Source organism: Aggregatibacter sp. HK296 (genome assembly GCF_980469475.1).
On the sequence record NZ_OZ413142.1, the window covers coordinates 1,018,420 to 1,035,420 of the forward strand.

Annotated in this window: 15 protein-coding genes; 8 read left to right on the forward strand and 7 right to left on the reverse strand. The window is 41.5% G+C overall.

The window, feature by feature from the left end; all coding sequences use genetic code 11:
* Positions 1-74: 74 nt before the first annotated feature.
* Entirely contained in the window at positions 75-623 is a 549-nt protein-coding gene (infC, locus tag AC30SH_RS04810) for a translation initiation factor IF-3 (protein ID WP_446053820.1), read from the reverse strand.
* Between the two features lie 297 nt (positions 624-920).
* Positions 921-2,852 carry a threonine--tRNA ligase gene (gene thrS / locus AC30SH_RS04815; RefSeq protein WP_212510689.1) on the reverse strand — a complete coding sequence of 644 codons (1,932 nt, stop codon included), beginning with the start codon at positions 2,850-2,852 and terminating at the stop codon, positions 921-923.
* A gap of 239 nt (positions 2,853-3,091) precedes the next feature.
* On the opposite strand from thrS, the gene AC30SH_RS04820 reads away from it, so the two are divergent.
* A complete protein-coding gene (locus AC30SH_RS04820; RefSeq protein ID WP_314885727.1) occupies positions 3,092-3,967 on the forward strand; it encodes a fructosamine kinase family protein in 876 nt (291 codons plus the stop codon).
* Positions 3,968-4,024: 57 nt separating this feature from the next.
* On the opposite strand, the gene sohB is transcribed toward AC30SH_RS04820, so the two are convergent.
* Complete coding sequence (gene sohB / locus AC30SH_RS04825) at positions 4,025-5,083, reverse strand: protease SohB (RefSeq protein ID WP_489582222.1); 1,059 nt, start codon at positions 5,081-5,083, stop codon at positions 4,025-4,027.
* Between the two features lie 199 nt (positions 5,084-5,282).
* On the opposite strand from sohB, the gene AC30SH_RS04830 reads away from it, so the two are divergent.
* A complete protein-coding gene (locus tag AC30SH_RS04830; protein ID WP_314885730.1) occupies positions 5,283-5,873 on the forward strand; it encodes an FMN-dependent NADH-azoreductase in 591 nt (196 codons plus the stop codon).
* A gap of 90 nt (positions 5,874-5,963) precedes the next feature.
* On the opposite strand, the gene AC30SH_RS04835 is transcribed toward AC30SH_RS04830, so the two are convergent.
* A complete protein-coding gene (locus tag AC30SH_RS04835; protein WP_314885731.1) occupies positions 5,964-7,301 on the reverse strand; it encodes an NAD(P)/FAD-dependent oxidoreductase in 1,338 nt (445 codons plus the stop codon).
* Between the two features lie 250 nt (positions 7,302-7,551).
* Positions 7,552-9,141: a glycerol-3-phosphate dehydrogenase/oxidase gene (locus AC30SH_RS04840; RefSeq protein ID WP_212510687.1), complete on the reverse strand. Its 1,590-nt coding sequence runs from the start codon at positions 9,139-9,141 to the stop codon at positions 7,552-7,554.
* A gap of 319 nt (positions 9,142-9,460) precedes the next feature.
* Between AC30SH_RS04840 and AC30SH_RS04845 the strand changes: the two genes are divergently transcribed.
* Together AC30SH_RS04845 and glpK are read left to right on the forward strand one after the other, a co-directional pair.
* On the forward strand, positions 9,461-10,255 hold the full coding sequence (locus AC30SH_RS04845) for an MIP/aquaporin family protein (protein WP_212510686.1): 795 nt from the start codon (positions 9,461-9,463) through the stop codon (positions 10,253-10,255).
* 34 nt (positions 10,256-10,289) lie between these two features.
* Positions 10,290-11,789: a glycerol kinase GlpK gene (glpK, locus tag AC30SH_RS04850; protein ID WP_212510685.1), complete on the forward strand. Its 1,500-nt coding sequence runs from the start codon at positions 10,290-10,292 to the stop codon at positions 11,787-11,789.
* Between the two features lie 130 nt (positions 11,790-11,919).
* Here glpK and rsmI read toward each other — a convergent pair whose 3' ends face one another.
* Positions 11,920-12,768, reverse strand: a complete 849-nt coding sequence (gene rsmI / locus AC30SH_RS04855) for a 16S rRNA (cytidine(1402)-2'-O)-methyltransferase (RefSeq protein ID WP_212510684.1) — start codon at positions 12,766-12,768, stop codon at positions 11,920-11,922.
* A gap of 76 nt (positions 12,769-12,844) precedes the next feature.
* Between rsmI and AC30SH_RS04860 the strand changes: the two genes are divergently transcribed.
* The 4 genes from AC30SH_RS04860 to dolP all read left to right on the forward strand — a co-directional run bounded on the left by AC30SH_RS04860 (position 12,845) and on the right by dolP (position 16,175).
* Positions 12,845-14,563, forward strand: coding sequence for a penicillin-binding protein activator (locus AC30SH_RS04860; RefSeq protein WP_212510683.1), 1,719 nt, complete (start codon positions 12,845-12,847; stop codon positions 14,561-14,563).
* 9 nt (positions 14,564-14,572) lie between these two features.
* On the forward strand, positions 14,573-14,932 hold the full coding sequence (locus tag AC30SH_RS04865) for a YraN family protein (protein ID WP_006717984.1): 360 nt from the start codon (positions 14,573-14,575) through the stop codon (positions 14,930-14,932).
* A 5-nt stretch (positions 14,933-14,937) separates the two neighbouring features.
* The gene (locus AC30SH_RS04870; protein ID WP_109432392.1) at positions 14,938-15,522 is read left to right on the forward strand and encodes a D-sedoheptulose-7-phosphate isomerase; all 585 of its coding nucleotides are present in this window, start codon (positions 14,938-14,940) and stop codon (positions 15,520-15,522) included.
* 65 nt (positions 15,523-15,587) lie between these two features.
* Positions 15,588-16,175: a division/outer membrane stress-associated lipid-binding lipoprotein gene (gene dolP, locus AC30SH_RS04875; RefSeq protein WP_212510682.1), complete on the forward strand. Its 588-nt coding sequence runs from the start codon at positions 15,588-15,590 to the stop codon at positions 16,173-16,175.
* 93 nt (positions 16,176-16,268) lie between these two features.
* Here dolP and can read toward each other — a convergent pair whose 3' ends face one another.
* Complete coding sequence (can, locus tag AC30SH_RS04880; RefSeq protein ID WP_212510681.1) at positions 16,269-16,961, reverse strand: carbonate dehydratase; 693 nt, start codon at positions 16,959-16,961, stop codon at positions 16,269-16,271.
* Between the last annotated feature and the right edge of the window lie 40 nt (positions 16,962-17,001).

The window sequence follows — 17,001 nt, forward strand, 5'->3', positions numbered from 1 at the left end:
TAGTGTGCCCAATGTACCGTTGTATCTTCACCGAAGTGAAAATTCCGTTATTCAGATTAAATCTGAATCAAAAATTATTTTTTCTTAGGTGCCAACACCATAACTGCTTGGCGACCTTCTAATTTCCCCGGCGCAGATTCAACCACAGAAATATCGGCTAAATCATTTTTTACACGCTCCAATACATCAAAACCGATGTCTTGATGAGCCATTTCACGACCGCGGAAACGTACAGTAATCTTGGCTTTATCACCATCTTCCAAAAAGCGGATTAGGCTACGTAACTTAACTTGATAGTCACCTTCATCTGTGCCAGGACGGAATTTAATTTCCTTCACTTGCACCACTTTTTGTTTTTTCTTCTGTTCTTTCGCTGTTTTGCTCTTTTCGTAGAGGAATTTACCGTAGTTCATAATGCGACACACAGGTGGTTCCGCATTTGGACTGATTTCTACAAGATCTAAAGCTGCGGCTTCCGCCATTTCTAACGCTTGTTGAATCGCAACAACCCCAACTTGCTCGCCGTCCTGATCAATCAAGCGGACTTCTTTTACTCTAATTTCGTCATTAATGCGATTAGGGCGATTTACTGCAGGTGCTTTTTTTACGGTTTTAATAATGATATTCCTCTATTAATTAAGCCTCAAAACTGCTGTTTTACTATACAAAAACAGAAGTTAAATTCATTTTTAATGCTCTAAGAATGAGCAAAAACGGGGTGCATTTTACAGAATTTCACCACGTTACGCAATAGCGGAAAACACAGTAATTCCGCCTTTTATTTGTATGTACACAGGATTAATTTCATTAAAAATAAACCTGCTACATTTTAGGTTCATATTAACTAGAAACATTCACTGTTTAACAAATAAAAAGTGCGGTCGTTTTTGACCGCACTTTTATGTTTTTAGGCAAGAAAACTACTCTTCACCCAACAATTTCAAGTCGCGATTTCTGACTTGTTTTTTCAGAATGTCTAAGAATTCTTCCACAGTGAATGTGCCGAGATCTTGACCTTTACGGGTACGTACCGCCACTTTGCCGGTTTCGATTTCTTTATCACCACAAACCAACATATAAGGCACACGACGTAAGGTGTGTTCGCGGATTTTGAAACCGACTTTTTCGTTACGCAAATCGGTTTTCACGCGTAAACCTGCATCAGATAACTGTTTTGCCACCTTTTGTACATACTCAGATTGAGAATCGGTGATGTTCATCACAACCGCTTGCGTTGGCGCCAACCATGCAGGGAAGAAACCTGCGTATTCTTCGGTGATGATACCGATGAAACGTTCGATAGAACCTAAAATCGCACGGTGAATCATTACCGGTGTACGGCGATCATTATCTTCCGCCACATAAGACGCATTTAAACGGCCCGGTAGTGCAAAGTCTAATTGGATAGTACCGCACTGCCATTCACGATCTAAGCAGTCGCGTAAAGCAAACTCAATTTTCGGACCATAGAATGCGCCTTCGCCTTCTTGAATTTCATATTCAAGCCCATTGTGTGCTAACGCAGCGGCAAGACCTGCTTCTGCACGATCCCACATATCATCGGCACCGATACGTTTTTCCGGACGGGTTGAAAGTTTAACGAAGATATTAGTAAAGCCAAAGGTACTGTAAATATCGTAAACCATACGAATACAGCTCGTTACTTCGCTTTCAATTTGATCTTCCGTACAGAAAATATGTGCATCGTCTTGAGTAAAACCACGTACACGCATTAAACCGTGTAAAGAACCGGAAGGCTCATTACGGTGGCAAGAACCGAATTCCGCCATACGAATTGGTAAATCGCGATAAGATTTTAACCCTTGGTTAAAAATTTGAACGTGTCCCGGGCAGTTCATCGGTTTGATAGCGTATTCGCGGTTTTCCGATTGGGTGGTAAACATCAAATCGCCGTAGTTTTGCCAGTGACCTGTTTTTTCCCACAGCACGCGGTCCATCATGAACGGACCTTTCACTTCTTGATAATCGTATTGTTTTAATTTGGTGCGTACGAAGGTTTCCAATTCACGGAAAATCGTCCAACCGTCGTTGTGCCAGAACACCATACCCGGTGCTTCTTCTTGCATGTGATATAAATCCAATGCTTTACCAATTTTACGGTGGTCACGTTTTGCCGCTTCTTCCAAGCGTTGTAAATAGGCATCCAGTTGTTTTTTATCTGCCCACGCCGTACCGTAAATACGTTGCAACATTTTGTTTTTACTGTCACCGCGCCAGTAGGCTCCGGCAATTTTTTGTAATTTGAAATGATGGCAGAAACGCATGTTCGGTACATGCGGGCCACGACACATATCAATGTATTCTTGGTGATGATAAAGCGCTGGTGTTGCAGTACGTTCGATGTTCTCATCTAAGATTGCCATCTTGTACGGCTCGCCACGTTTTTCAAACGTATCTCTTGCTTCTTGCCAGCTAACCGGCGTTTTAATCACGTCGTAATCCGTTTTCGCCAATTCCAACATGCGTTTTTCAAGGGCATCAATATCTTCTTGGGTTAAAGAGCGGTCTAAATCCACGTCATAATAGAAACCGTTGTCAATCGTTGGACCGATGGCCATTTTGACATCAGGGAATAATTGTTTAATCGCGTGACCGAGTAAGTGTGCCGTAGAGTGACGAATAATTTCCAAACCATCTTCGTCTTTGGCAGTAATAATTTCTAATGTGCTATCTTCGGTAATCAGATCGCAGGCATCTTTACGTTCACCGTTGACACGACCGGCAATGGTCGCTTTAGCAAGACCTGCGCCAATATTTTGCGCAACTTCTAAGACAGTAACAGGTTTATCGAATTGACGTTGTGAACCGTCAGGTAAAGTAATAACTGGCATAATGCATCCTTATACAGTGGTCACCCATACGCAAGGTGGCTTGTTTCATTTAATTAAAAAACGTTTTAAAAAAGCACCGCACTTTTATCATCCTTACAAACGGACAAGCCAAGTGCGGCGCGCAATTCTAGCATATTTTAGGAGGACAACCAAATGCCTAAATTTTGACTTGAGTCACAGTAATTTTTTCTTAATCTTTTACACTAGAAACATGATTAACTGAAAAGAAGGAACAGAGTATGTGGAAGTCGATTTCTCAAGTTTTAGCTGATCAATTCGGGGCCTATTATTCCATCAAAAATAAAACCAAAATTCACACCGGCGAAATGCATGAATCTTGGATCATTGATGACGGCATTCAACCCGTCTTTGTAAAAATGAATGAAAAGTCCTACCGTTCCATGTTCCGTGCCGAAGCGGATCAGTTAATCATGTTGGCAAAAACCAATACCATTCGTGTGCCGGAAGTCTATGGCGTCGGTTGTTCGCAAAATCACAGTTTTCTGTTGTTAGAAGGATTAGCAATGCAGCCGAATACGCCACAAAATATGGCGGAATTTGGAGAACAACTGGCTCGGCTACACCAATATCAAGGTTCGGAAAATTATGGTTTGTCGTTTGATACCTGGCTCGGGCCACAATATCAACCGAATGAATGGGGTTCCCGTTGGGCAAAATTCTTCAGTGAACAACGCATTGGTTGGCAATTACAGCTCTGTGCGGAAAAGAATCTGCATTTCGGTGATAAAGAAGAAATCATCAAAGCCGTAGCAACCTTGTTAGCCAAACATCAACCTCAGCCATCCTTATTGCATGGAAACTTGTGGATTGAAAACTGCGCCAACATTGACGGACATACAGTGACTTATGATCCGGCATGTTATTGGGGCGATCGGGAATGCGATTTAGCCTTTACCGAATTATTCGAGCCGTTCCCACAGGAATTCTATGAAAATTACCACCGCACTTTTCCATTAGATGAAGGTTATCAAGAGCGGAAAATCATTTATCAGCTTTATCATCTGCTTAACTTCAGTAGCCGTTTCCACGGCAACTATGTGGCGCTTGCTAATAAACTCGTACACGATGTGTTACAACGTTACGAAAACCGTTAAAGCAACATAAAAAAGAAAGGGCGCGATGCCCTTTCTTTTTATTTGTATAGCGTGATTTTACATCAGCGTTCTTTCGTTTTTCTTTAACCAACGTAACGCAATATTATCGGCGCTCTCCTCTGCTTGCTTACCCACTTTTTGCAACAACGATTTTTTCACCACATATTTCACGCCAATAAGCTGTTTTTCTTTCATGGCTTGCAACAATAAATCATCACTGGTCATAATCTCATCCACGAGATTCAAATTTAATGCCTGTTGACCAAACCAGTGCTCACCGGTTGCCACTTGGTCTACATCCAAGTGCGGTCGATTTTGCGAAACAAATTGTTTGAATAACTGGTGGGTTTCTTCCAATTCCTGTTGGAATTTTTGTTTTCCTTTTTCGGTATTTTCACCCAACATTGTCACGGTACGTTTATATTCGCCTGCCGTCATCACATCCACGTCTACATCATGTTTTTTCAATAAACGATGAATGTTTGGGATCTGAGCAACGACCCCAATAGACCCAATAATCGCAAAAGGCGCAGACACAATTTTATCGGCAACGCAGGCCATCATATAACCACCGCTTGCCGCCACTTTATCCACGGCAACCGTCAACTTGATATTATGCTGTTTTAAACGCATTAATTGCGATGCGGCTAAACCATAACCATGCACCACACCACCAGGGCTTTCCAAGCACAGCAACACTTCATCATTTGGCTTCGCCACCTGAACAATGGCGCTGATTTCTTCCCGCAATGCCGCCGTTTCTGAAGCAGAAATATCGCCTTTAAAATGCAATACATAAAGGCTTGGTTTTCGTTCGGATTCCCTATCTTCACCTTTTTTACGTTGTACTTTTAAGGCTTTTGCTTTCGCCTTTTCTGCCTTTTTCTCAGCTTTTTCCGCCTCTTTTAATTCATCTTCGCTGAGGTGAAAGTTACTCAATATTTTGCTGTTTTCCTCAAATTCTTTTGATAAATCGGTAATCACCAATTCACCGTGTAAATGCGCTTTTTTTTGTTTCATGGCAATGATCATGGCAATCACTGCCGCAACCACCAATAACAAGGTGATCACTTCTAAAATAAACACGCCATAACCAACAAAAATATCAGACCACATAATTGTTCCTTAGTAAGAATAAATAAGGTTCGGGATTATAAAGTATCGCTTATCTCAATGCCACCTTCGCGACCAGCTGAAAAATAAAGGATTATTAACCCAGCATTAATAATGCTTTTCAAAAAGCCCTATTTATCTTTCTTAAATACCCGTTAAAATGACCGCACTTTTCATTTCATGATTTCAAAAAGGAGCTAACATGAATAATGTTCTCGTCTTAAAATCCAGCATTCTGGCAGACAATTCACAAACCAACCAATTATCCGATTATTTCATCAGTAAACTTGCCGACAAAAATGTGGTTATCCGTGATCTTGCCGCAAATCCACTACCGCATTTTGATGCAACGGCAGCAACAGCATTACGCGGCCAACCAACAAGTGCTAAAGAAAATGCATTATTGGCATTATCTGATGAATTAGTGGCAGAAATCAAAAACGCAGACACGTTGATTATTAACGCGCCCATGTATAACTTTCATATTCCGACGCAACTAAAAAGCTATTTTGATTTTATTGCGCGCCCACGCGTGACTTTCCAATATTCAGAAAAAGGGCTGGAAGGTTTATTAAAAGGCAAAAAAGCCGTGGTATTAGCGGCATTTGGTGGTTTTCATCAAAACCAGCCAACGGATTTAGTCACGTCATACATGAAGGCTATTTTAGGCTTTGTTGGTATTACCGATGTGCAATTCGTTTATATGGAAGGCATTGGTTTTGGTCCGGAAGCGGTTGAAAAAGCGCAAGCGCAAGCCAAAGCAGAAATTGATAAAATGGCGACCGTACTTTAAATAACACTCAAAACAAAAAAGCACCATGAAGGTGCTTTTTTTATAGCTAAAATACAAAGAAAAGTGCGGTCATTTTTTTCCGCATTTTTCTTAATGCAGTTTTAATGACGGACGCAAGTAACGGTTCAAATGCCCTACCACAATAATTAAACCGGTTTTAAAGCAACCGTGTAATGCCGCTTGGTGCATGCGATAAAGGGACACATACATCCATTGTGCGATCTTACCTTCAATGGTCATGGAAGAACCGCCGGTAATCTTGCCCCCTAACGCGCCAAATGCGGTAAATTCAGATAAAGACACCAATGAACCTTTGTCGTTATATTTAAAATCTTTCAATGGTTTGTTATCAAATAAAGCAATGATATTTTTCGCACAACGGCTTGCCATTTGGTGTGCAGCTTGTGCTTTTGGCGGCACCGGTTTGCCATCATCTTGCATAAAGAAACAACAATCGCCCATGGCAAAAATCGTGTCGTCATTTGTGGTTTGCAAGGTTTTCTTCACCACTAATTGATTTATTCGATTGATTTCCAATCCGTCAAAACGTTTCGTAATACCCGAAGTGCGAATGCCTGCCGACCATACGATTAAATCCGCCGGAATACGTTGTCCATCTTTTGTTACCAACTGTTTTTTATTCGCTTCAACAATCATCGTATTGGTTTTTACATTCACACCCAATTTGCGTAGCTCTTCCGTGGCATCATTGGAAATACGTTCAGGCAATGCAGGTAAAATACGGGATCCGGCTTCGATTAAGGTCACTTTTAAACGGCTGCTATCAATTTGCCCATAACCATAAGAAGACAAATGCTCTGCGGCGTTATAAAGCTCAGCAGAAAGCTCCACGCCCGTTGCCCCGGCGCCCACAATGGCGATATTGATGTGGCCATCTTGCACTAATTCTTGTTTACTTTCAGTCTCACCAATATCGTCCAATGCTTGGTTTTCACGGAGTTTCAGGAAAAGCTCTAGCATTTTTTGTTGAAAACGCATGGCCTGCGCCGAGCTATCTAAAAAAATACAGTTTTCCGCCACACCTTTTGTGTTGAAATCGTTAGATTTACTGCCAATGGCAATCACTAAATAATCGTAAGGAATGCGACGAGAAACCACGATCATATCGCCATCGTCGCCATAAACCGGCGCCAGTTCCACATATTTATGTTGGCGATTTAAGCCAACCATGGAACCTTGCTCAAAGTTGAAATAATGATTGTGGGCATGGGCACGATAACTTAATGCCTCTACGCCATCATCTAATGCACCTGTCGCCAATTCATGTAACAACGGTTTCCATAAATGAGTTTGGTTGCGATCAATTAAGGTAACATTGGCACGTTTCTTACGCCCAAGTTTATTACCTAAATGGGTGGCAAGCTCAAGCCCGCCGGCACCACCACCGACAATGACGATGTTTTTCATAAATACCTCTAAACTAAAAAGTAAAAAATTAATTAACAATATTTTAACACCGGTTTTGCCATTTTTCTTAAACGCGATTTAGAAAAGTCGGAAAATACCTCATTCCTGTTATTCGAATGAAAACAAAAGTGCGGTAAAAAATGACGCTATTTTTTACCGCACTTTCCTGCCAATATTTAGTTATTCAATACTAAAAAGAAAAAGGCAACATGATGTTGCCTTTTATCTTAACTTCAGGAGAAAACGAAAATTAGTTTTGTGGCGCGTAATCCACAAGCAAATAATGTTTCGCAATGCTTAAAAACGTTTCTACTTGTTCTTTTTGCCATTGTTCATCTTTGCCTAATTCTTTTGCCATGACGCTTGCCACTTTAGCTGCACTGTCAATGGCTGCACGCGCATCAAGGAACAACAAACGAACACGACGAGCAAGAACATCTTCAACGGATTGTGCCATTTCTTCACGCACCGCCCAAACCACTTCAGCAACGCTATTCGGATGACGCGGATGAATTTTTTCCGCCATTTCCGGATGTTCAGCTTCCAATGCTTTAATTGCCGGAATGTCAGCACCGTAAATATACAAGTGATTTTTCAAGTCAACTTGTTCAGCAGGAATTTTACCGTGAATTGCCAAATCGGTCGTCACACATGGTTTTTTCGCTAATTGCGGATGCACGTTCAATGCTTCATCCACAGTGTCTTCGGACATTTGACGATAAGTCGTCCATTTACCACCGGTGATTGTCACCAAGCCACTGTCGCTAACCACAACTTTATGGCTACGAGACACTTCTTTGGTGCTTTGACCGGCTTTTTCCGGTGCGGCTAACGGACGAAGACCGGCGAAAATACTCAATACGTCATCGCGTGTTGGTTTTTTCGTTAAATATTGACCGGCAGTATCCAAAATAAATTGAATTTCTTGTTCTAAAGCAATCGGCTCATAAGACGGATCTTTAACCAACGTATCGGTTGTACCAACCACCAATCTTTCATGCCATGGCACCGCAAACAATACACGACCGTCAGAAGTTTTCGGAATCATCAATGCGTCATCACTTGGCAAGAAGGATTTATCCAATACCAAATGCACCCCTTGGCTTGGCACAACGAATTTTTTATCAGTACCGTGATCCATAGATAAAATATCATTCATGAACACACCGGTAGCATTAATCACCGCAGTACCTTGTACGCTATATTGTTCGCCACTTAATTCATCCGTAAATTTAACGCCGTTAACTTTGCCTTGTTGATCTTTGAGCAATTCGGTTACTTTCGCATAATTCAACACGGTACCGCCTTGTTCCACAACAGTTTGTGCAATATTCACCGCTAAACGAGAGTCATCAAACTGACCATCTTTATACACTACGCCGTTTTTCAAATCTGCGCTGTTTAAGGTTGGTAAACGTTGCATTGTTGTATTTTTACTGATGGCGATGGTTTTACCTAAGCTTAAATTGCCAGATAAATAATCATATAAACCTAAACCGATGCGGTATTTCACGGTATCAATAAAATTGTAGTTAGGAATGATGAAGTTTTGGTTTTTGAATAAGTGGGATGCATTTTTTGCTAAACGACCACGTTCGCGTAATGCTTCTTTTACCAATGCAACATCACCTGCAGCCAAATAACGCACACCACCATGTACTAATTTAGTACTACGGCTCGAGGTACCTTTTGCAAAGTCATAGCCTTCCAATAACAATGTTTTATAGCCACGTGATGCTGAGTCCAAAGCAATACCTAAACCACTAGCACCGCCACCAACAACAATAAAATCCCATTGTGCTGTATTTTTTACGTTTTCAAGCTGCGTATTTCTTTGCATTTTTTCACCTCAAAGATTGATATCGAATTGTTTATTTTTAATACGAAATGTTCGTTTATGCTCATTTTATCACACCAAACGAAAATAAATGAAACAAAAGAAAATATAAATTTCTAAATTTGTGATCATGATCACGATTAATGCTCAATCATTCTAAAATTTACGCAAACGTTTGCTTAAACGATTAAATATTCTGTGAACCTGCTCACAAATTAAACTATTTTTGTTTGCTTGGCGAAAATTTATTCATTAATTTGACGCCGCATTCTGTTTTAAAACGAAATGCTTCTTATCAATTCCTTCTCATTAAGGAGAGCTTATGGCTACAAATCACACACTGAAAGGCGCTTGTATTGCGGAGTTTTTAGGTACAGGACTTCTGATTTTCTTTGGTTGCGGTTGTGTCGCAGCAGCAAAACTAGCGGGTGCGGCATTCGGGCTTTGGGAAATATCTATAGTTTGGGGGATCGGGGTCGCTATGGCGGTATACTGTACTGCCGGCGTGTCGGGAGCCCACTTAAATCCGGCAGTAACCATTGCTTTATGGAAATTTGCTTGCTTTGACGGCAAAAAAGTTATTCCTTACATCATCGCACAAATGGCTGGTGCATTTGTTGCCGCCGCGTTGATTTATTTGCTTTATCAAGATCTTTTTGCCGCAACGGAAGCCGCACAAAATATCGTTCGCGGAGAAAGCATTGGTGTTGCCAATGTATTCTCAACCTATCCGCATCCACACATCACATTTTACAAAGCATTTTTAGTGGAAACAGTGATTACCGCCATTTTAATGGGCTTAATCTTAGCCTTAACCGATGATGGCAACGGCGTACCCAAAGGCCCGATGGCTCCCCTATTGATTGGCTTACTCATTGCCGTCATCGGTGGTGCAACCGGTCCATTAACCGGCTTTGCCATGAACCCTGCACGTGACTTTGGCCCGAAATTATTTGCCTATTTTGCCGGCTGGGGCGACATTGCGCTCACCGGTGGTTTAGCCATTCCTTATTTCCTCGTCCCTTTAATTGCACCAATTGTCGGTGGTTTGCTTGGCGCTTGGGGATACCAACGTTTTATCGGTAAACATTTACCGTGTAACTGCGGCGAATCCTAGTTCACCCGCTTTATTTCTATATAAGGAGAAACTCATGACTCAAGAATACATTATTGCTCTCGACCAAGGCACTACAAGCTCCCGTGCGGTTTTATTAGATAAAAACGCCAATATCGTCGAAGTGGCACAGCGTGAATTTACCCAAATTTATCCGCAAGCAGGCTGGGTTGAACATAATCCGATGGAAATCTGGGCAAGCCAAAGTTCCACATTAAACGAAGTCGTTGCTAAAGCGGGTATTACCTCCGATAAAATTGCCGCTATCGGAATTACCAACCAGCGCGAAACCACGGTTGTCTGGGAAAAAGAAACGGGCAAACCGATTTATAACGCTATTGTTTGGCAATGTCGTCGTACTGCCGATATTTGTACCCAATTAAAAGCCGATGGACACGAAAGCTATATTCGTAAAACCACCGGGCTTGTCGTTGACCCTTACTTTTCCGGTACAAAAATCAAATGGATTTTAGATCATGTTGAAGGCGCCAGAGAACGTGCTGAAAAAGGCGAATTGTTGTTTGGTACCGTTGATACTTGGTTAGTTTGGAAACTGACCCAAGGTCGAGCTCATGTGACCGACTATACCAACGCATCTCGTACTATGCTGTTTAATATCCACACCAAGCAATGGGATGACAAAATGCTTGAGTTATTGGATATTCCAAAAACCATGTTGCCGAAAGTATGCAATTCCTCTGAAGTGTATGGACAAACCAACATTGGGGGTAAAGGCGGTGTGCGGATTCCTGTAGCGGGTATTGCAGGTGATCAACAAGCCGCGCTTTACGGTCATTTATGTGTGGAACCCGGTATGGCGAAAAACACTTACGGTACCGGTTGCTTCATGCTCATGAATACCGGAGAAAGAGCGGTCGAATCTAAAAACGGATTGCTCACCACCATTGCGTGCAATGCCAAAGGCAAACCTTGCTACGCCTTAGAAGGTTCTATTTTTATGGGTGGCGCATCAATCCAATGGTTACGTGACGAATTGCGTTTAATTCACGACAGCGCCGATTCCGAATATTTCGCCACTAAAGTGAAAGATACCAATGGCGTGTATGTCGTTCCAGCCTTTACCGGTTTAGGCGCACCATATTGGGATCCATATGCACGCGGTGCGATTGTCGGCTTATCCCGTGGCGCCAATCGTAACCATATCGTCCGCGCTACCCTAGAAGCCATCGCCTACCAAACCCGTGAATTATTAGATGCGATGCAATCTGACAGTGGTGAAAAATTAGCGGCTTTACGCGTGGACGGTGGTGCCGTTGCCAATAATTTCTTAATGCAATTCCAAGCAGATATTCTTGATGTGAAGGTTGAGCGTCCAAAAGTGCGTGAAGTTACTGCACTCGGCGCCGCCTACCTCGCCGGACTTGCGGTAGGATTCTGGAAAGACTTGGAAGAATTGCGTGGCAAAGCTATTGTCGAACGGACATTTGAACCGAAAGAAACACCGGAAAAACGCACCGCACTTTATCAAGGTTGGAAGAAAGCGGTTCAGCGTGCATTGGCGTGGGAGGAGGAATAAAAAATTTAACCTTCCTACATCTTTTATATATGGGCGAGAGATTTTCCTCTCGCCTTTTTATATGGAAGAAAATGGAAACAGTATTTCGCGATTTTCAAGATAAAAAATACTTAAAAAACCAACCGCACTTTTAGCTTAAAAATTCCAAGCCGAACTGATACAACTGATTTTTCTTATAGCCATAAAGCTCCGCTACAATAGCCGCCGCCTTCTTCAATGGTAATTCTTGACTAATCAATTCAAGGGCTTTTACCGCTTGCGGAGAAATTTCATCATTGTTTTCTTCTTGTGTTTTTCCCTCAACAATCACCACCATTTCCCCTTTGGTGCGATTCGGATCTTGCACCAACCAAGCAATTAAATCGGCTAACTTGTCGCCATGAATCGTCTCCCATGTTTTGGTAATTTCACGCGCCAACACCACATAACGTTCGTCGCCAAACACGGTTTGCATATCCGCAAGGCTGTCTAAAATACGATGGGTCGATTCATAGAAAATCAAAGTGCGGTCTTCATTCTCCACGTTTTTTAGTTTATCCAAACGTGCTTTACTTTTTGCCGGCAAGAACCCCTCAAAGCAAAAACGGTCAGAAGCAATCCCCGAAGCACATAACGCGGTAATCGCTGCACAAGCCCCCGGCAACGGCACAACTTGAATTCCCGCTTGGCGGCATTGACGCACTAAATGAAATCCGGGATCGCTGATCAGTGGAGTGCCCGCATCAGAAATTAACGCAATATTCGTGCCTTGTAATAACTTCTCCAACAATGCGCCGGCTTTTTGTTGCTCATTGTGATCATGCAAAGCAAAAAACGGTTTTTTAATGCCGTAATGGCTTAACAATAGTCCACTGTGGCGAGTATCTTCTGCGGCAATTAAATCCACTTTTTCAAAGGTTTCTAGTGCCCGTTGAGTGATGTCCTGCAAATTGCCAATCGGCGTGGCGACGATGTATAAAATTCCTTTTGAATTGCTCATTTCGTGTTTCTTTTATTTGCTTTTAGTGAGTGACATAAGTAAGATCGCCCCAATTGTTTCAACAAATGGAGTAATTATGTCTATTCTATTACAACGCATTAATTTTAAAAAAGGATTAATGCCTTTTTTCTTTACGCTGTTATTAGCGGGTTGTACCACCAGTTTTTTCGGTGGTAATACGGCTAACATGCTAAAAGAGGATGCGAATGCCAGTTCAGATTTTTATATGAACAAAATCGAACAAACACAAAAAGTGGAAGAACAACAAACCTATAAATTATTGGCAGCGCGTGTCTTGATCACCGAAAATAAAATCCCTCAAGCACAAGCCTTATTAAATGAATTAAAAGATCTCAATCCGGATCAACTTGTCGATAAATCCCTTATTGAGGCACATATTGCGGCAGTAAAAAACGATAATACCAGTGCAGCAAACGTATTAAAAAACGTAAATTTAGCGCAATTAAGTCCATCTCAAACCGGTCGCTATTATGCTGTAAAAGCACGTATTGCTGAAAATAAAGCAGACATTATTGAAGCAGTAAAAGCTCGTATTCAAATGGATCAAGTGCTTAGCGATGTACAAAGAAAACAAGAAAATAACGACCGCACTTGGGCGTTATTACGCAGCGCAAATCGAGGTATCATCAATAACACACAAGATGAAGGCAACCTTGCTTTAGCCGGCTGGTTGGCATTAACCCGTGCATATAACGACAATATCAATCAACCGACACAATTAAGCCAAGCACTACAAAATTGGAAAACCTCTTATTCAAACCACTCTGCGGCTTATTTATTCCCGACAGAATTGCAAGGTTTGTTTAACTTCCAACAAACTTCTTTAACCAAAGTGGCCTTACTTTTACCTTTAAGCGGTAATGGTCAAATTCTAGGCAATACGATTAAATCCGGTTTTGATGCAGCAAGAGGCGGCGACACCTCCGTTCAAGTACAATTTTATGACACCGTGGCAACACCGGTGAATGACATTATTGCTCAAGCAAAACAAGCCGGTGCCCGTGCGATTATCGGTCCATTATTGAAACAAAACGTTGATACTCTTCTCAACAATCCATCCGCACTTCAAGATCTAAGCGTATTAACCTTAAATGCAACACAAAATGCCCGTGCAATCGGTCAAGTGTGCTATTACGGTCTATCTCCAGAAGATGAAGCGGAATCAGCAGCCAATAAAATGTGGGCTGACGGTATCCGTGAACCGATGGTTGCCGTGCCACAAAACGATTTTGGGCAACGGACCGCCACCGCGTTTAATGTACGTTGGCAACAATTGGCTGGTACAGATGCAAATATCAAATACTACAATCAATCTGCAGATGTCGGCGTTGCATTACAAGGTCAAAATCTACAAGGATTATATGTTGCAGCAAAAAGCGATGAATTGGCTGATTTAAAAACAGTTATTGATAACAGCGGTAGCAACATCAAATTGTATGCCAGCTCACGTAGCAACTCTTCCAATAATAGCCCTGAATATCGTTTATTGATGAACGGATTACAATTCAGCGATATTCCGTTCTTTAAAGATACGGATTCCGCCCAATATCAAAAAATTGCCAACAATACGAATGGCGATTACTCTCTGATGCGTTTATACGCAATGGGCGCAGATGCTTGGTTGCTTATCAATCATTTCAATGAATTACGCCAAGTACCGGGTTATCAAATTGACGGTTTAACCGGTAAATTAAGCGCAGGTCCGAACTGCAATATCGAACGCGACATGACTTGGTTCCAATACCAAAATGGTGGCATCCAAGTATTAAACTAAGTTGAACGTATGTTCTCTCTAAAACGTCAACAAGGGGCGAGATTTGAACACAAAGCTCGCCTTTTTTTAGAATCTCAAGGCTTAACTTTTCTTGCCGCCAATCAAAATTTCAAATGCGGTGAATTAGATCTCGTCATGCTAGATCAAGATACAATCGTGTTTGTAGAAGTACGTCAACGTAAAAACGATCATTTCGGTTCCGCCGTAGAAAGTGTTGACTGGAAAAAACAGCAACGTTGGATGGATGCGGCAACGCTTTGGTTAGCACAACGAAAGCAAAGCTTAGAAGATACGGATTGTCGTTTCGATTTAGTTGCTTTTGGTCATTCCGAGCATGACATTCAATGGATTCCCAACTTTCTTGATTAATCACTATGTTAAATAAACTCAATGCGTTATATGAAGAAAATATCAAAACGCATATTTACTCAAAAAGCTTACTTAGCCCACAAATCGCTGAGGCCACACAGCTATTAATCAACAGTCTCTTACGCGGTAATAAAGTTATCGCTTGTGGAGAAGGCCGTTCTTACATTAATGCACAATGCTTGGTAGCAAATTTACTCAATCGCTATGAATTAAAACGCCCAAGCTTTCCCTCCGTCCTGTTAAGTTTAGATAGTGCGGTCGGTTCTACTTTCGTTTCTGACAATACCCTAGAAAAGCTTTATCAACACCAATTCAATGCCATTGCACAGCAAGGCGATATTTTGGTGGTCTTTGCGCCATTAGGCAATGAGAGCAATATTCTCAACATTATCACACATGCCGTGAACAAAGAGATCAATGTGATTGTCTTAACGGGAAACAGTAACGATCATATTCAAGGGATTTTAACGGAAAAGGATTTACACATTTCCGTACCAAGTTCAAAAGAAAGTCGAATTTTGGAAAATCATTTATTCATTATTAACAGCATTTGCGAACTGATTGATTTCAAACTGTTCTCACATTCGTAACTTGACAGAAAGTAAGCGTTCAAGTCACACTAACGCCAATAATCAAACATAAAAAGGAGATGACTATGTTACCAAGTTCACTAAAAAAACTGGCATTCATTTTTGCTGGCGCCATGTTATTACAAGGATGTGTTGCCGCAGCTATCGGTGGTGCAGCCGTTGCCGGTGCCACCAAAGTCGCAACAGACCCAAGAACAGTAGGCACCCAAATTGATGATGAAACCTTAGAAGAAAGAGTAAAATCAGCCATCTATAAAGATCAACAAATTAAATCTGAAGCACGCATTAGTATCACCTCCTATAGCGGCCGCATCTTATTAACCGGTCAAGTACCTAACGATAATTTACGAGAAATCGCGACATCATTAGCTAAAGGTGTACAAAATGTAAATGATGTTTATAACGAAGTGCGCATCGGACCAAAAGTGAGCTTTTCTCAAATCAGTAAAGATGCTTGGATTACGAGCCAAATCAAATCCAAAATGCTCGTAGATTCCAAAGTGAAAACCAGTGATGTGAAAGTGATTACCGAAAACAATGAAGTCTTCCTATTGGGTAACGTAACGCATGACCAAGGCAATGCTGCGGCAGAAATTGCTCGTAATGTTTCCGGTGTGACTAAAGTAGTGAAAGTCTTTAATTATTTGAATTAATACCTGAAAAGTGCGGTCAAAAATGACCGCACTTTTCAATTAAACATGACTCAAACTAAAAGGGTTGAACATTTACGTTCAACCCTTTTTATATTATTCCGCCTCTCGCTCATGATCTTTTTTCAACATTTCTTCTTCGTTTAATTTCAATAAACGAGCAATCGCATTGCGATAAGAAATTTCGAGAGTTTCACGACTGGTGGCAATTACGCCTTGATCAACCAAGAAACCATCATTCACGTCATAAACCCAACCATGCAGAGATAATTTCTTGCCGTTTTTCCAGGCATTTTTCACAATGGAAGTGCGTCCCAAATTATATACCTGCTCCGCCACATTTAACTTAGTCAACATATCGGCACGTCGTTCCGGTGAAAGATTGCCAAGCAAATGACTATGTTTGAACCAAATATCTCGGATATGCAACAACCAGTTATTAATTAAACCCAAATCTTTATCATTCATTGCAGCATGAATACCGCCACAATTTGTATGGCCACAAATAATGATGTGTTCGATATTCAGCACATCCACGGCATATTGCACCACGGAGAGACAGTTAAAGTCTGTATGAATCACTTGGTTAGCCACGTTACGATGAACAAATAATTCTCCCGGCTCCAAGTTCGTCAACTTCTCTGCCGGTACACGACTATCCGAGCAACCAATCCATAAATAATGCGGCTGTTGATGCTCGGCCAATTCTTGAAAGTAAGTGGAGTTTTCCTCTTTCATTTTCGTTGCCCACGCATAATTGTTGGCAAACAGCGTTTCTATTCTTTTCATCGCTAATCCTCTTTCCTACAAAATCAAAAGGTGCTCAGTA

Coding starts and splice junctions, on each gene's coding strand:
- thrS (WP_212510689.1), bottom strand. CDS start 2,852: ATGCCAGTTATTACTTTACCTGACGGTTCACAACGTCAATTCGATAAA.
- AC30SH_RS04820 (WP_314885727.1), top strand. CDS start 3,092: ATGTGGAAGTCGATTTCTCAAGTTTTAGCTGATCAATTCGGGGCCTAT.
- sohB (WP_489582222.1), bottom strand. CDS start 5,083: ATGTGGTCTGATATTTTTGTTGGTTATGGCGTGTTTATTTTAGAAGTG.
- AC30SH_RS04830 (WP_314885730.1), top strand. CDS start 5,283: ATGAATAATGTTCTCGTCTTAAAATCCAGCATTCTGGCAGACAATTCA.
- AC30SH_RS04835 (WP_314885731.1), bottom strand. CDS start 7,301: ATGAAAAACATCGTCATTGTCGGTGGTGGTGCCGGCGGGCTTGAGCTT.
- AC30SH_RS04840 (WP_212510687.1), bottom strand. CDS start 9,141: ATGCAAAGAAATACGCAGCTTGAAAACGTAAAAAATACAGCACAATGG.
- AC30SH_RS04845 (WP_212510686.1), top strand. CDS start 9,461: ATGGCTACAAATCACACACTGAAAGGCGCTTGTATTGCGGAGTTTTTA.
- glpK (WP_212510685.1), top strand. CDS start 10,290: ATGACTCAAGAATACATTATTGCTCTCGACCAAGGCACTACAAGCTCC.
- rsmI (WP_212510684.1), bottom strand. CDS start 12,768: ATGAGCAATTCAAAAGGAATTTTATACATCGTCGCCACGCCGATTGGC.
- AC30SH_RS04860 (WP_212510683.1), top strand. CDS start 12,845: ATGTCTATTCTATTACAACGCATTAATTTTAAAAAAGGATTAATGCCT.
- AC30SH_RS04865 (WP_006717984.1), top strand. CDS start 14,573: ATGTTCTCTCTAAAACGTCAACAAGGGGCGAGATTTGAACACAAAGCT.
- AC30SH_RS04870 (WP_109432392.1), top strand. CDS start 14,938: ATGTTAAATAAACTCAATGCGTTATATGAAGAAAATATCAAAACGCAT.
- dolP (WP_212510682.1), top strand. CDS start 15,588: ATGTTACCAAGTTCACTAAAAAAACTGGCATTCATTTTTGCTGGCGCC.
- can (WP_212510681.1), bottom strand. CDS start 16,961: ATGAAAAGAATAGAAACGCTGTTTGCCAACAATTATGCGTGGGCAACG.